Annotated in this window: 11 protein-coding genes, 1 tRNA gene and 2 CRISPR repeat arrays; of the genes, 2 read left to right on the top strand and 10 right to left on the bottom strand. The window is 68.7% G+C overall.

Translation table 11 applies throughout. The annotated features are described in order from the left end of the window. Nucleotides 1-78: 78 nt before the first annotated feature. Nucleotides 79-702, bottom strand: coding sequence for a phosphoribosylanthranilate isomerase (locus ACFQRF_RS02755; RefSeq protein ID WP_379868500.1), 624 nt, complete (start codon nucleotides 700-702; stop codon nucleotides 79-81). Between the two features lie 371 nt (nucleotides 703-1,073). Between ACFQRF_RS02755 and ACFQRF_RS02750 the strand changes: the two genes are divergently transcribed. Continuing rightward, nucleotides 1,074-1,149: transfer RNA gene (locus ACFQRF_RS02750), tRNA-Arg, on the top strand. A 1,123-nt stretch (nucleotides 1,150-2,272) separates the two neighbouring features. Then, a CRISPR array of direct repeats spans nucleotides 2,273-2,545; the repeat unit is 28 nt; unit sequence GGACCACCCCCGCGTGCGCGGGGAGCAC. 54 nt (nucleotides 2,546-2,599) lie between these two features. Here the strand turns inward: ACFQRF_RS02750 and cas2e are convergent. From cas2e to ACFQRF_RS02705, 9 genes are all read right to left on the bottom strand, one after another. Further along, a complete protein-coding gene (gene cas2e / locus ACFQRF_RS02745) occupies nucleotides 2,600-2,956 on the bottom strand; it encodes a type I-E CRISPR-associated endoribonuclease Cas2e (protein ID WP_379868498.1) in 357 nt (118 codons plus the stop codon). Continuing rightward, the gene (gene cas1e, locus ACFQRF_RS02740) at nucleotides 2,953-3,897 is read right to left on the bottom strand and encodes a type I-E CRISPR-associated endonuclease Cas1e (RefSeq protein ID WP_379868497.1); all 945 of its coding nucleotides are present in this window, start codon (nucleotides 3,895-3,897) and stop codon (nucleotides 2,953-2,955) included. The genes cas2e and cas1e overlap by 4 nt, the downstream gene beginning before the upstream one ends. Continuing rightward, nucleotides 3,894-4,595, bottom strand: a complete 702-nt coding sequence (gene cas6e / locus ACFQRF_RS02735; protein ID WP_379869019.1) for a type I-E CRISPR-associated protein Cas6/Cse3/CasE — start codon at nucleotides 4,593-4,595, stop codon at nucleotides 3,894-3,896. The genes cas1e and cas6e overlap by 4 nt, the downstream gene beginning before the upstream one ends. Continuing rightward, nucleotides 4,595-5,287, bottom strand: coding sequence for a type I-E CRISPR-associated protein Cas5/CasD (cas5e, locus tag ACFQRF_RS02730; RefSeq protein ID WP_379868496.1), 693 nt, complete (start codon nucleotides 5,285-5,287; stop codon nucleotides 4,595-4,597). Before cas5e ends, cas6e begins: the two co-directional genes overlap by 1 nt. Continuing rightward, nucleotides 5,284-6,465, bottom strand: a complete 1,182-nt coding sequence (gene cas7e, locus ACFQRF_RS02725) for a type I-E CRISPR-associated protein Cas7/Cse4/CasC (RefSeq protein WP_379868495.1) — start codon at nucleotides 6,463-6,465, stop codon at nucleotides 5,284-5,286. Before cas7e ends, cas5e begins: the two co-directional genes overlap by 4 nt. After that, nucleotides 6,462-7,199: a type I-E CRISPR-associated protein Cse2/CasB gene (gene casB / locus ACFQRF_RS02720; protein ID WP_379868494.1), complete on the bottom strand. Its 738-nt coding sequence runs from the start codon at nucleotides 7,197-7,199 to the stop codon at nucleotides 6,462-6,464. Before casB ends, cas7e begins: the two co-directional genes overlap by 4 nt. Continuing rightward, nucleotides 7,196-8,863: a type I-E CRISPR-associated protein Cse1/CasA gene (casA, locus tag ACFQRF_RS02715; protein WP_379868492.1), complete on the bottom strand. Its 1,668-nt coding sequence runs from the start codon at nucleotides 8,861-8,863 to the stop codon at nucleotides 7,196-7,198. The genes casB and casA overlap by 4 nt, the downstream gene beginning before the upstream one ends. Further along, nucleotides 8,853-11,753, bottom strand: coding sequence for a CRISPR-associated helicase Cas3' (cas3, locus tag ACFQRF_RS02710; protein ID WP_379869018.1), 2,901 nt, complete (start codon nucleotides 11,751-11,753; stop codon nucleotides 8,853-8,855). The genes casA and cas3 overlap by 11 nt, the downstream gene beginning before the upstream one ends. A 237-nt stretch (nucleotides 11,754-11,990) precedes the next feature. Beyond that, a CRISPR array of direct repeats spans nucleotides 11,991-12,632; the repeat unit is 29 nt; unit sequence GGGGTCACCCCCGCGTGCGCGGGGAGCAG. A 198-nt stretch (nucleotides 12,633-12,830) separates the two neighbouring features. Next, nucleotides 12,831-13,439, bottom strand: a complete 609-nt coding sequence (locus ACFQRF_RS02705) for a TetR/AcrR family transcriptional regulator (protein WP_379868490.1) — start codon at nucleotides 13,437-13,439, stop codon at nucleotides 12,831-12,833. Nucleotides 13,440-13,617: 178 nt separating this feature from the next. On the opposite strand from ACFQRF_RS02705, the gene ACFQRF_RS02700 reads away from it, so the two are divergent. Continuing rightward, nucleotides 13,618-14,739 (top strand): FAD-dependent monooxygenase, encoded by a 1,122-nt coding sequence (locus tag ACFQRF_RS02700; RefSeq protein ID WP_379868488.1) that lies wholly within the window; start codon nucleotides 13,618-13,620, stop codon nucleotides 14,737-14,739. The last annotated feature ends 37 nt before the right edge of the window (nucleotides 14,740-14,776 follow it).

The following is a 14,776-nucleotide window of genomic DNA, read 5'->3' as shown; positions in this document are numbered from 1 at the left end:
CACAGGGTACTCAACCCGGCGCCTTGGGGAGGCGCCCTCGTTCGACCTTTTACCGTCGGGCGCATCGCGGGGCACGGCTCAGCCCGCCGAGCGGGCGGCGCGGACGAACTCCGCGATCAGCGCGGGCTCCTTGACTCCCCGGCTCACCTCGACCCCGCTGGAGACGTCGACCCCCCATGGGCGGGCGGCCGCGACGGCCGCGCCCACGTTCCCCGCGTTGAGTCCACCGGCGAGCAGCCACCGCTCCCCCGGGCCGAATCCGTCCACGCTCGTCCAGTCCCAGCTCGTCCCAGAGCCGGGAACAGGAGCGTCCAGCAGCAGGATGTCCTCCCCCATCTCGCCGTGCGACGGCACGCGTCCCTCGCGCACACCGGCACCGCGGATCAGCGTCCACCCCTCCGCGGCGAGCGCGGCATAGTCGGACCGTCCCTCGCCCCCGTGCAACTGAACCGCCCGCACCCCACTGCCACGAGCGAGGGCCCGGACCTCCTCCAGCGGCTGGTCACGGAACACCCCGACCGTCAGCACGCGCCCGGGAACGCCGCGCACCAGCTCCGCCGCCACGTCCGCACCGACACGGCGCGGACTCTCGGCGAAGACGAACCCCACGGCATCGGCCCCCGCCCCGACTGCCGCGGCCACATCACGCTCGGTGCGCAGCCCACAGATCTTGACGAAGAGGGACGGACCGGCGTCGTTCACGTGTGCACTCCCATCGCTCCCAGTAGTCCGCGAGGCCCGGCCGCGCCCCCAAGGAACGCAGCGGCGCACGGCATGGTGCTCAAGGGAGTCTCACCTTCCCGATCCCGCACCCCGCCAGCGGCCATGCGCCGCCCAGCCGACGTTCGGAACCGTACCGGCTTCCAGGGCCGGCGGTTCGGAATTCCCACGTTCCGGCCACCACAGCACGACAACTCCACGCCGAGTCCCCTCGCCCCCACCCCGGCAGCGATGGCCCCTCACCACGCCCCGCCCGCTACACTGTCCACAGTGGCCCACCTCTCGTCGGCCGCGCCACCAACCCCTGCCGGAAATCCGCACGTGAGCCCGACCTCGTTTTCCGACAGAACCCCGGCCTCATAGCTCAGGGGACAGAGCACCGCTCTCCTAAAGCGGGTGTCGCAGGTTCGAATCCTGCTGGGGCCACCAACCAAACCGGCAACTCAGGGCATGCCGGATCCTCTGTGACCTGCGTTGCGATCTCCCGGACCGCCGCGACGGTCTGCGGTAGCAGAGTCACCCCGACGGTCAGTTGCCCGTCCGGCTTGTCCATCGCAATTTCAGCCTGAATGCCTCGAACAGTGGGCGCAGCGCGTCCTCTGGGTCATCTCGGTGGTCCACGGACGTAAGCGACATAAATGGGACGAAGTGGATCCCAATGTCAACGTCGCACCCCTCCCCCGCGGTTACTGATCAACCGGAAACCTGAGGCGCTGGCCGCCGCTGCGGTTGTTGCGAATACCAGGCTGCCGAGAGCAGCGAAGCGGTGTATGCGGAGGACGCCGACGGCTCGTAGGACCTTCTCCGCCCCATGACAGCCACCGAAAGCTCAAGGACGCGCCCCACGTTCATGCCCCGCATGCCCCGGCGTGTGTGAGGAGCCAGGACTGTCATTCGCGCAGACTCGGGAGCCACAGCGAAGGCATGGCTGGCCACATATGGTCAACAACCGTGAGCTTAGAACGTTGGCGCTGATCAGAGCGCTACCAGAAGTCCGCTCGTTCTCCACGAAGAGAACATGGCAAGGAGTAATAAAGTAATCTCTCAACGGCCTGACCCACTGAGGCCTCCTTCACGACCACGCCACCAAGGAACGACATGCTTGATCCACAAGCCGAGCCGCTTACCTCTTCACCTGAGTCGCATACAAGATGGAGCGCAGTCCTTGTCGCACTAACGGGCTTCCTCCTGATAGGAATCACCGTCATCGTTCTAGCCACTGATCCAAACTCCGTTGCCACCTGCCTGGCACTGCTTGCCGCGCCAATAGGCGCTGTCGCCGCTGTCCTCCGCTCTCTCTGAAAGTAAGAGAAATCTGCTTCCGGTCGTTGCTCAGCGAAGCACGAAGATCATCAGGCTTTGGCGAGGAGCCCCAGCCCCGCGTGCGCGGGGAGCAGGCCATGTTCCCTGGCTAGGTTCCTTTATTACTCGGGACCATCCCCACGTACGTGGGGAGCAGCCTTGGGGCTACCTCGCCAATGAGGGTAACGGGACTTTTCCCCCGCGTGCGCGGGGAGCACTGGTTGGCCTGACCGTGGTCGACCCGCTCGTCGGGACCACCCCCGCGTGCGCGGGGAGCACAGCCGGCCCGCCTCATCCCGGGACAGCGTGCGGGGACCACCCCCGCGTGCGCGGGGAGCACCACCTCGCGGACTTCCGCTCGCGCCTCGTCGCGGGACCACCCCCGCGTGCGCGGGGAGCACCCTTCAGGCCCTGCTCGTAGGCGAGCATCCCGAGGACCACCCCCGCGTGCGCGGGGAGCACGATGTCGTGGGGCTCTCCCCGTAGTCGTCGCAGGGACCACCCCCGCGTGCGCGGGGAGCACTCTCGATGACCTGCTAGTTCACAAACGCACACCCCGGTTTGAAACCACTTTGCTTCACCGGTTTCCAAAGCGACGGCGTTTCGACGCCTTACTCCACCCCTTGGCGTTAGCCGACGCGTTCTCTGAGCCAACGGCCCTCTGGTGGGGGCGCATGAGGAGCGTCAGGCCCTCGTGGTCGACCGGTTTCCATTTGTGGTCGAAAGTCTCGAACGTGAAGCCCTGCTCGGTATCGGTGCTATAGGCGAGCAACGCACGCCCCGCGCCTGCGTACAGTTGCACCTCGTTCCACAGTGCCTCTCGGATGCGGGCGGAGGGATTGCCGATGAATACGCCCGCCGAGATCTCCATGAGCCACCGGGTGAGGAAGCCACGGAGCCCGGCCGGGCAGGTGGTCAGGACGATGACCGTCACCAGATCACTCCGTAGTTGATCCCCGATTCCACCTGCATGTCGCCGTCGACCTGGAGTGCCACGCTGTCGGCAGCGTCCTCAAGCTCTGCGTCCTCGCCTTTCGGGAGCAGAAGTGTCTTGATGTCTCTGACACAGCGGTCGAGCAGTTCGCCCTGGTTGATCCGGTCCCTGACGAGTCTGCGAGTCCGGCTTCCGACGTCCTCTGGGCCCTCCGCTGCCGCGTCGAAAGCCGCGGGGATTCCCACATCGGTCTTGTAGAAGTCGGCCACATCCAGCACGAACGACAGTTCATGTCCGGAGTGGATGAACCCAAGTGCCGGGGAGCATCCGAGGGCGGCTACGACGGTGTGGGCCACTCCGTACAAGCACTGGGCGGCGGCCGTGACCCCCTGGTTCGGTGGGTCTCCAGAGTTGAAGTCTCCGGGTATGAAGTGTCGACCGTGCCAGGGCGCCCCCGTCCTGGCCGACTCCTGCCGGTAGCAGGTCTTGACCCGGTCGCCCTCCATGCCCAGGAGCCGGCGCCGGGTCGCCTTGCTGGTGTCCGCGTCGGGGAACCGCAGGCGGTGCATGGCTCGGGCGACGTTCACTCGGCTGCGGGTGTTGGCCCAGGCCCGCGCCTGAGCCTCGGCCAGGGCCGATGAACGCGAGAGCGCCCGGCCGCCGGCGTAGTAGCGCACGCCATGTTCGCCGGTCCACACCACACCGGCACCGCACTCGCCGAGCACGCGCATTGCCTGGTGGGTCACCCTGGTGCCCGGTCCGAGCAGCAGGGTGCCGATGGTGGCGGCGGGGATGTACCGGATCCCTTCGACGTCCTCGGCGGTGATCGCGTTGTCCTCCCGATGGATCGTGCACCGCTCCAGATAGACGAAGGAGAGCCGATCTCCGACGCGGGCGAGTTCCTGGGGAGCAAGTGCCTTCCGCGCGCCGATGCCGCTCATTCAGCCACCGGTGCCAGGGTCATCAGCCCACACCCGTACGCCTTGGCACGGCCGAGGCCCCTGACGAGCATCCTGCGCAGCGCGTCGGGATCGGTGACCTCAAGACGTCCGTCGAAAGTCACGCTGACCAGCGGCACTCGGTTCTGCTTGCCGTCGGCCTCGGTCTTCCCGAACTGGCGGCTGTGCCGATCGTGGACGATCACTTCATGGACGTCGTCGGGTGTCCGGCGTTGCCCGGGAGGTTTGGTGACGATCTGGAACCCGTTGGCTTCTTGACGCTGGAGCAGCCACGCGAGCTGATGCCTAGGCGTTCGGTGCGCCGTGACCTTGGTCGGCACCCCGTCCTTGTTGCGGATGCTGTGCACCGGGTTCGCGGTCAACCGGAAGGACCACGTCTGCCCCGCTTCGAGGCGCGTCAGAAGCGGCAGGTAGTCGCGGGTCTCCCATGTCTGGGTCGTGGGCCATCCCGCCTGTTCCACGACGTGCGTGAGGTCCGGCTTGGCAGGGCTGACGATGTAGCAGAAGACTTCGGTGCGGGAGTTGCGGTCGAGGCGCCACAGCACCCGGCCACCCTCCGGGGTGGGAGCCGGCTCTTCCGCGAAGGAGGCCATGACCGCGGCGTGCATGGCCTGCGGTGAGGCGAGCAGCTTACGAGCGCCGGCGCGCGCGGTATTGAGGCGAACCCTGGACAGCAGCATCATTCGCCTCCTAAAGCGGCTATGGGATCGTGCCCCCGAGGGTTGGGGAACCTCACGGTGAGGTGTTTCTGCCCGCGCAGCGCGTACCGGCGATGCGCGGGATCGAAGCTCACCGGAAGGTCGCGGATCTCGTGATCCGCCCGTTCTCCCGGGGCGGCGTCGATCCACGCCCCGAGTTCGATCGTTGGCTCCCACTTCCGCTTTTCCTGGTACCAGGTCGAGGCGATCCACTTGTGGTTCCTGAGTACGGCCTCCAGCTCGGAATCACGCACGATGCCTCGCGAGATCGGCTCGGCCGGGGGGCAGGAGCGCCGGCCGAGGTAGGGCAGGAAGACCGGCGCCCACAAGGCACGATCCAGTTCGCTGATGAGCCGATCGTCGCCTTCCACGGCCGCCAGGAACACCGCGTCGGCAAGGTAGAAACGCTCGGAGACCGGCATGGGTTCGCCGGTGTCCGCATGGTGGGCGGTCTGGAAGTCCCGCAGTCGCACACCCGGCTGGTCCACGCGCACCCCGAACCGCAGGCGCGACAGGTCGCTGACGTCGTCCGTGCGGCGGCGCCCCTGGGCTGCCGCGAGCAGACCGAGGACGCCGCTCTTGGTGGGCGCGTTCTCGGTCGAGCGCCGCGCGAACCTGGACGCCGCACCCCAGGACTGGAGCGGCCCGGCGAGTTGCATGACGAGCACGCTCATGGCGTGTTCTCCAGCCGCTCGGCCACCGCCCTCCCGACTCGCTCGACCAGCTCTCCCATGGAGACCTCCTCGCCGAGCCCGCTGAGGTCCTTGGTGGCCGCTCCGACGCGAAGCACCCACGTCGGCGCGTTCTCGACCCCGTAGGCGCGCTCCACGTCGCCGATGTGCTCGGCGAGTTTCCGGCACGCCTCGGCCAGCTGCCCACTCACGGCGTCCTGAGGTACGGCCTCCTCGAACGCGCCGGCGAAATTGATCGGGCGCGAATCCCGCAGTTTGACGATGATCGCGTCCGGCAGGCTGTGGTTGGCGAAGCTGTTGGACTTACCGGTGGGCATGGATTCCGCGAAGCACCGCACGAACGCTTCCACCGCCCGGCGCACGGGTTCGCTACCGGGGCGGTCGTCCCGGACGCCGACACCGAGGTTGTCGGCCAGCCGGTCGACGTCCACAGCGGCGTAGCGGTACAGGGTGGCGGCGTTGAACTCGACGGTGCCGATCATGCCGGCGCCGGGTTCTGCGTCGCTGCGGCGATCGTCCACCGCGGTGTAATAGTCCGACTCGATGTCGGCGGCGTGCACGCTGATCGCGTGGGCGACCTGGGCGGAGGCGTCCACGTTGATGTCGGAGGAGTCGGCGACCATGCGGCCGAACAACGCGATGTCGACCGAGTGGCCGGTGTTCGCTATCCGTTTGGCCCGCTTCTTGTTCTCCGCCTGCTTCAGGAACGCGGCGATGTCGGCGCGGCCTTCGACGGCGAGTTCGGCCAGACCGTCACGCTGGCGGGCGCTGAGGAACATCAGGTAGGAGGACTCGGGGGCCTTCTCCTTCGCCGACTCGTCGCCCTTCCTGGGCTTCGGCTTCTCGATTTTGGAACCGGTGGCCGCGGTCACCGTGGCGGCCGCTAGTTCAAGCGCCTGCTCCCACGGGATGTCGCCGTCGATCTCCCGGATGCGCTCGGCCACGAGTTCGGCGACGCGCTTGGTCCGCGTTCCCAGCTCGCTCGGGTCGAGCACGTTCTTGAACGCTTCGCGGGTGGCCCGCTTCCATGCCTGACTGGAGACCCGGGCGCGGCGAACACCCCCGTAGACGGCGCCTTTTGGCGAGCCGGTGTCGTCGCGGTTGATGTTGCTCGGCGGGACGGTCTGCAGGATGTGCACGTCCAGGATCGTTCGACTCACGAGGCGTCCTTGTCAGCGTTTTTGAGAGTCTCGTTGGTTTCAGCCGTGTTGGGCTTTCGATAGGCGTTGAAAGCGAAGTTCCAGCGGCGCCGTACTTCGGGTCTGCGCCCTTGCTGCTGAACGTCGTACAGATCTTCGGCGAGGCGTGCATAGTCCAGCGGAATCTGCCGGTTGTGGAGAAGGTCCACCAGGCCCCGCAATCGTTCGGCCGTGGTCTTCACGTTCGAGGCTTTACCGGCCTGTATGAACCGTTGCCGGACCGAGTCGCGAATCCGCACCTGACGCCGCTCGCGGTTTTCCCGCGCCGTTTCCGCTCCGTTCTCCTCGTCGTCCGTCATCAGCGCGCGCACGGCCCATCCGAGTGTGTGCACCGGAGACGGCCTGTTGCTGTCCGGGGAATGCCACCGGTACATTCGCAGACCGTGTTCACGCAGTGACTGTTGATGACGGGAGTACAGCGTGAGGCTGACATGGGCGGCGCGGATGCGCGAGTCGTCTTCCAGCCAAAGGCCGTCCAGTCCGTAGCTCTGGCCGAGCATTTCCGGGACGTCCTCAGGAAGTTTGCCCGCTCCCCGACGCAATTCGGCGAGGAGCTGCACGGCCATCGGGTCTTCGGGTCTGCCGACATATCCTTGCTGCAGCCACGCGAGCTGCTCGTGCACGGCCCGGCCGAAGGGCGTCAGCTCGGTGCGCTGCTCCCGCTTTTCGGCGTCCTTCCCGCTCTTCTGGCTCACGTGTCATTCTCCGAAGTCGCTTGGTGCACCGTCATGCGGAGTGCCTTGTTCAGGTCGGACCGGAATCGACGCTCGGCCTGGCCGGCGGTGAGCCACAGTTGGTCGCCTTTCTCCATCTCGATGACTCTCCCGGTCCAGGCGGCCTCTCCCGCGTTGGTGACGAGTTCCCGGCCGATGCCATCAACGAGCCGCCGGACCTTCCACTGCCAGACCTGCCGGCGCTCATCCGGGTCCTGTCCGGGGGCCAGGTCTTCCAGCCAACGCCGGAAGGCCGCGTCGAGCTCACCGAAGGCCCGGTCGCGCGCCTGCTGCCGGGGCGCCTCCGGGTCGAGACCCGCGGCGCGGGCGATCCCGCTGGCGAGGTTGCCCAAGGCGAAGACGGCCTTATCAGCGTCGGCGACCGCTGCAACGGCCGCCTGGCGGAGTTCCACCCCCGTATCCGCGAGCAGAGCGAGGCGCATGTTGACCCGGTCCTCGGTCACCTCGTCGATGACCGACTGCTGCGTTCCGTAACGAGCGCCGACCGTGCGGGCGGTGACGAGCTTGTCCTCCGGCAGCACGCCCCGAACGACCAAACGGTCCGCCCAGTCCATCACCCGGGGCCGAAGCCGCTTGGCCGCCTCCCCTCGCTGAGTGTCGGCCTCCCCCTGGATCAGGGACTCCAGTCCTCGCCACGCGCTCCGGCTCGGATCGTGCTCGGCCGGCATGTAGACGGGATTCTTGCCGAGCTTCTTCTCCTGGTTCGGACTGCGACGCCACCCCGTCATCGGCTCGCGAGAATGCTGGTTGGGTGCCTCCAGCGGATCGCCGTAGCAGAGCAGGACCCCGTACACCCCCTCTCCGTCCGCGAAGAGCCGGACGCGGCGGCTCTGCCAGGTGTAGAGGTCCCGCAGGCCGTACGGCCGGTACACCCCCTCGGCTCCGCGCAGCGCCCCAGGACCCACGGGGTCGAACCGCCATGCGGGGCGGTCGCCCTCATCGGTGCGGATGTCGAAGTCGAAGGCGATGAGGTTGAGCAGCAGCGTCTGCCGGAGATCCTCGCCCTCCAGCAGAACCCCGCCAAGGTTTCCGGCCCAGGCCACTCCCTGTGGATAGCCCTTGCCGTTCTTGACCCGGCGGTCGCCGACGGCCCCGGACTTGATACCGGACGGGTCGAAGGCGTGGGCGTGCACCAGCCAGCGAGCCGCCTCGGCGAAGCTGAGCCGCTGGGCGCCGCGTGCGCGCATCGTGAAGAAACGCTCCCCATTGGGCACGTCGGCGACGATGCGGTCCAGCGAGAAGTACTCGCTCTTGGCGGTCCGCAGGTCGGCCACCTGGAGGAACGGGGCCGTGCCGTGCAGCAGGTCGAAGCGGTCCTGATGCAGCCGGAGGTAGTCACGGACGAGCTCGGCCGGCAGTCGCTTGCCGTCCCACAGCTCCTTCCACTGCTCGACGTCTTCGGGCCCGTCGAGCGCGTCGTGCAGGACGGCCAGTAGCAGCCGGACGAGGGCGAACTCCTGGGTGGGCAGGTCGCCGACGATCCGCCGCACACCGTCGGGTCCGTCGTGCGCCTGTTCGAACACTTCCCGCAGGGACAGCTCCGCTTCGCTGCCGTCGCGCCTGCGCACGGGAATCCAGGGGCGTTCGGTCAGGTCGAACGTGCTGGTGCCGTTCTCAATCGCCATCGACTACCTCAAGACCGTCCTCGCGGGAGTAACGAACCTCGAAGCCTGCCAGGTCGGCACGGCAGTCTTCGTCGAGCACCAGGAGCAGCTCACCTGCGACCCAGTGGGCCTCCTTGCTCTGCCACGCCGGGAAGCAGTTCTCCTCCAGCTCGTCGATCACCCGGTCGATCACCTTCGGGAGTACGAGGGGGAAGGGCAGGCGCACGGCGCTCGCCGCCACGGTCCGCGCGGCGTCCGGAGGGGGAGCGACGTCGGCGGGAAGTTCGATCCCGCCGCGCTTCTCCCCGAGCCAAGGAAGCGTGGTCAGCGTGCCGTCCTGGCGGCGCTGCACCACCAGCACCTCCAGGCTCTCTCCGGTATCGCGAACCTGGGCTCGGCCGCGTGGCGTGTCGTCGGTATCACCGACGCCGGCTTCCACCCAGCCCAGCAGGGAACGTCCCGGTTTGCCGGGCGCGCCGAGGCGGAAGATCCGTGCTCCTTCGGCCTTCTTGGCCTGCTCGATCTCGTGCGTTTCGCGCGCCTGGGCCACCGTCTCCTGCCATGCGCCGGGCCCGACCGGATCGGGACCGTAGGCCCGCTGGACCAGCCGGTCGATGTCAGCCGGCAAGTGGACGACGTTATCGCCGGTCGCGGCCGCCTCCGGGGCCAGGTACGGCTCCAGCACCGCGGCGGCGCGCAGCAGCGGGTAGGGACGGTAGACGATTTCGGACCCCGGGTCGGGCTTCGGTGGCCGCTGTTCCCAGTCGGCTCCCGTGATCAGACAGCGCGCCGAGCGGAGCCGCTTCGGGCGCTCGCTCTGGTCCGCTCCGCGCGCGTGGCGGTGCAGACGCCCCATGCGCTGCAGCAGCAGGTCGATGGGCGCCAGATCGCTGACCAGGATGTCGAAGTCGATGTCCAGCGACTGCTCCGCGACCTGACTGGCGACGACGACCCGGCCGTGTTCCGGCCGCCGCCCGCCGAGTTCGGCGACCTTGGACGGAGGGCCGAAGGTGGCCAGCAGTTCCCGGTCCCTGGCGGCACGATCGAGGTCGACGAATCGAGCGTGGGCGACGGAGACCTCGATTCCGGTGTCCGCGAAGCGTTCGCGCAACACCTTGGCGGTGGCGTGCACCCGCCGGACGGTGTTGTGCACGACCAGGGCGCACCCGCCGTCGCTGAGTTCCTCCCTGAGACGTTCCGCGAGTGCGCATGGATCATCCACGATGCGCTCGATGCGCACATCGGTCCGCCGCCCGGAAGCGCCAGGCGTCATGACCTCCGGTGCGCGGCCGGGCACCGCGCTGGTCAGAAGGGGGTAGCCCGTGGCCTGTTCGACCAGATCGAACTCGGCGGTCCCGCGCCGGACCTGGGCGTAGGCTTCGACGAGTTCCCGGCGGCGGCGGGCCGGCAGCGTCGCCGAGAGCACGACGACCGGGACCCGGTAGGCACCGAGCCAGGAGAGCACCAGGTCAAGGTAGGTGTTCATGAAAGTGTCGTACGCGTGCGCCTCGTCGATCACCACGACCTTGCCGGCGAGGGCCAGGTGGCGCAGCGCCAGATGACGGCTCTTGAGACCGGCGAACAGCAGCTGGTCGATCGTGCCCACGGCGAACGAGGACAGCATCCCCTTCTTGCGGCCGCGCAGCCACTGGTGGACGACCAGCTCGGTCGCCGCCCTGCCGTGTTCCCGCTCACTCCCGTCGCGATCGATGTCCTCCGATGCCCAACGACCCGCGTGCAGCATGGCGGCGTACCGCTCATTCAGCGCCGCTTTGGAATGAGCCAGGAAGACCGACCGAGGCTCTGACTCACCCAGCGCTTGGACCCACTCGGTCAGGCGCGGAAACATCGCGTTACTGGTGGCCATGGTCGGCAGCGCGATGAAGCAGCCTCCGGCGCCGCTCCGCGCTGCGAGGACCTCGGACGCGACCAGGGCCGCCTCGGTCTTGCCTTCACCCATCGGGGCCTCGATGACGAGCATCCCTGGGTCTTCCATCGCACGCGCCGCTGCGAGGGCGGCTTCCTGCACCGGCCGGACTCGTGCCTCCTCCGGCCAGGAGAAACGTGCCGCGAACACCTCCTGCGCGGCTCCCACCGGCTCTCGCGGCTGCCAGGGTCCCGGCAACCCCAACTTCTCCCAGGCCACCTCGACGCGACCGCGGCGCTCGTCGCCCGTCTCCCGGAAGTACGGGAAGAGTTCGGGGTTGGAGGCGATCCAGTCGCTCACGATGACGAGCGCGTTCAGGAGCACCTGCGCGGGCCGCGAAAGCCGCACGGTGCGCCAGACGGCGAGGCGCTCCTCGATCTGGCAGGTGACGGCGGCGCCGTCGAGCAGTTCGCCCTGCACCTGCCGCCACACGTGCTCATCGCGACGGCCGTACAGTAACGCCGGGCGGACCATCGCATCCCTTACAGCGCCGTCGCCGGGCGGCACACCATGGTGGCCGCCGACGATCACCGTGAGCTGCAGTGCCGCCGCCTTCGTCCACCCCCGCGCCTCCAGCCACGAAGTAAGAAGAATCTGTCCGGCCAGTCCGTGCGGAGCGAAACCGTGGTCGGCCATCTGGCGGCGCGAATCCATAGCGAGACCCTGCGCGCGCATGACGTCGGCCAGCTCCTCGACCTGGCTGGCGAACGCGGGGGTGGCCTTGCCGATGTCGTGCACCATGGCCAGCCACAGCGCGAGCAGCCGACCGTCAGCCGCGCCCTCGGGCAGCGCTTCGCTGATCCGCCGCTTGACCAGCGGCGGCAACCACTCGTCCCACAAATAGGCCGCAGCACCCGCGCTGTCCGCCATGTGACGCCACAACGGGAGCCACCCATTGGTGTCCCGATCGTGCTTGGCCCACACGGAACGCGCCGTCGCGGAGAGCGAACCGCGCAGCTGCTGGGCGAACTGCTCGAAGGACATGGCGTGATTCAAGCGGACTTGAGATCGCATCCACGCGGTGAACGGGGCACTTGTCCGTATCCGGCCATCGGGCCGGAGGTCTTTCGCGCGCCTTCGGAGCGGAACGGCTCGCGGGGGCACGGCGCTAAGGGGGGTGGAACAGTCGACGTTTTCAGGCACTCCTGGGCACGGCTGAGAGTCGTCCCCGCGTGCGCGCGGGGAGCAGCAGTCGCAGGCCCACACCCAGACTCCTGCGTCGGGGTCACCCCCACATGCGCGGGGAGCAGCACCAGGGGCCGCGCAACGCCAACTCGACGCTGGGGTCACCCTCGCGTGCGCGGGGAGCAGGATCTGACCTTGCCAATGCTGACCGGAGTGAAGGGGGCCACCCCCGCGTGCGCGGGGAGCAGGATCTGACCTTGCCAATGCTGACCGGAGTGAAGGGGGCCACCCCCGCGTGCGCGGGGAGCAGAGATCGAACTCCAGGGTGGCGCCCGTCGCGCGGGGGTCACCCCCGCGTGCGCGGGGAGCAGATGGCCGGGCATGAGGCACTACGGGTGCAAATGGGGTCACCCCCGCGTGCGCGGGGAGCAGGTCCATCGTGTCGCCTGTGTAGGCGTGCCACCGGGGCCACCCCCGCGTGCGCGGGGAGCAGGTACGAGCGGAGGGGGCCGGTGGTGTGGAGGGGGGGTCACCCCCGCGTGCGCGGGGAGCAGCACGCCCCCGCTCGTGCGCTGGTGCGTGCTCTGGGGGTCACCCCCGCGTGCGCGGGGAGCAGACGACGTCCCGGTACCACTCGGAGCGGTAGTCGGGGTCACCCCCGCGTGCGCGGGGAGCAGGAGTCTGGGCCGGTGGAGGGTCAGCCGGGGCTGGGGTCACCCCCGCGTGCGCGGGGAGCAGTCTCGTTGACCTGGAACGATACTGACGCCGAACCTCATTTTGAACCACTTTGCCGTTGCCTCTTTCCGAGGCTGCCAGCGTAGGCCACGAGTCGACAGTCGGCGCGAATCCGAGCAGGCGAGCCGCAATCGGCGGTACTGGATGCGTTGAGTCGGCGGTTCGGGTCTTCGGTCGGCACCGTATGGGTGGGCTGATTGTTCAGGCGTGCGGTGCCGTGGCCCGGATGCCGGCGAGTACCACGCCGACGATGCGTTCCGCGTCGGTGCGGGTGAACGGGCGCACGCCGCGGTTGGTGATGAGGTGTACCGGGCCGGAGATCATCTCGCCGAGGAAGGCGCTGTCGACCGGAGGGAGCTCGCCCCGGGCGACGGCGGTGTCCACGCGGCGTCGCAGGGCGGCCACGCGTTGGTCGAGGATTCTGGTCACCGCCTGCCGGACGGTGGGGCTTGGGTGGGCGGGCTGGATGGCCTGTTCGAGGGTCCGGCCGAATGGGGTTTCCAGGCCGCCGGCGAGGGCCAGCAGGAAGTCCACCAGGTCTCGGTGGATGTCGCCGGTGTCGGCGATCGAGGCGAGGTCCTCGGCGTAGCGCAGCAGGGCCTCGACCACCAGTTCCTCGCGGTCGGGCCAGTTGCGGTAGACGCTGGTCTTGTGCACGCCGGCGCGCTCGGCGACCTCCTCGTAGCGGAAGCCCGCGATGCCGTCGCGTGCCACGAGCTCGGCGGTCGCGGCGAGGATCTGGGCTCTCACCCGGGCGGTGCGGCCGCCGGGGCGCCGTGCGGGCGGCCGGTCGGCGGTCCTGTCGGCCATCGCCGTGCTCACCTCCTGTGCTCTGCTCGGGTGCCGATTGTGGCCAGGTGCGGCGTTGCGGTGCAAGCCGGCGATAAGTAAGCTGCGTTAAAAGCAACAATTTGTTGCTTTAGGTATCAGTAACCGCGGCAGCGGCGGCCGATCCGATCACCCCCTCAGTGAAACCTGGAGCGCACACGTGCACATCCTTGTCTCCGGCGCCGGTATCGCCGGGCTCGCCTGCGCGGTCGAGCTCGGCACCCGCGGCCACGAAGTCACCGTTGTCGAGTACGGCCACCACCTCCGGCTCACCGGCACCCCCATCGACATCCGGGGTGATGCGATCGAGGCCGTGGCCGGGATGGGGCTGCTCACGAAGATCCGGAAGCACCGGGTCCGGATGTCGGAGCTCACCTGGTTCGTCGACAGCCGGGGCGAACCGGTGGCCCGGCTCCCGATCGCGGAGATCAGTGACTCCGATGACGACATCGAGCTCCTCCGCGAGGACCTCGTGCGCATTCTCGCCGATGCGGTGCCGGACACCGCGACGATCCGCTTCGGCGACTCGATCGCGACACTGACCGACGGCGGCGTCGATGGCGGCGTCGACGTGCGTTTCGCATCGGGCCGCACCGGGCGGTACGACCTGGTGATCGGTGCCGACGGCCAGCACTCCACGGTCCGCGGGCTGGTGTTCGGGCCCGAGGAGGACTACCTCCGGCACCTCGGTGTCTACTTCGCCCTCGCCGACCACCCCGGCGAGGCGCGATCCGAGGGCGCCAACTCGATATACAACGTCCCCGGCCGGATGGCGGGCATCTTCCGGTACAACGGCAAGGCCGTCGCGGTTTTCCAGTTCCGCTCGGAACCGATCGACTACGACCGCCACGACCTGGACGCCCAGAAGAAGATCCTCATCGACGCCTTCGCGGGCTACCGGTCGTGGCGGATCCCGGAGCTGCTTGCGGCGGCCCGCGCCGATCCCGGTTTCTTCTTCACCTCCGCCGGCCAGATCCACCTGCCCTCCTGGCACCGTGGCCGCGTCGTCCTCGTCGGGGACGCCGGGTACTGCCCGGCCTTCCTGTCCGGCCGGGGCACCTCCCTCGCGCTCACCGGCGCCCGCTTTCTCGCCGAGGAACTCCAACGGTGCGGCGATGACCACACCGCCGCGTTCGCGCGGTACGAGGCCCGGCAGCGCCCCTATGTCACCTTTGCTCAGGGTCGTGTCGACAGCGGTCGCGACCGCATGCTGCCGGCCACCTGGGCTGCCATCGCCGCCCGCAACAAGGCGCTGCAGGCGCCCGGCACCGGCGCGGCCTGAACCCGCCCACTCCCCGGACGTCGGCTCGGCCGGCGAC

Origin of the sequence: Marinactinospora rubrisoli (assembly GCF_042664915.1) — a bacterium.
In the GTDB taxonomy this organism is placed as follows: domain Bacteria; phylum Actinomycetota; class Actinomycetes; order Streptosporangiales; family Streptosporangiaceae; genus Marinitenerispora; species Marinitenerispora rubrisoli.
This window is presented reverse-complemented; position numbering and strand designations above follow the sequence as displayed.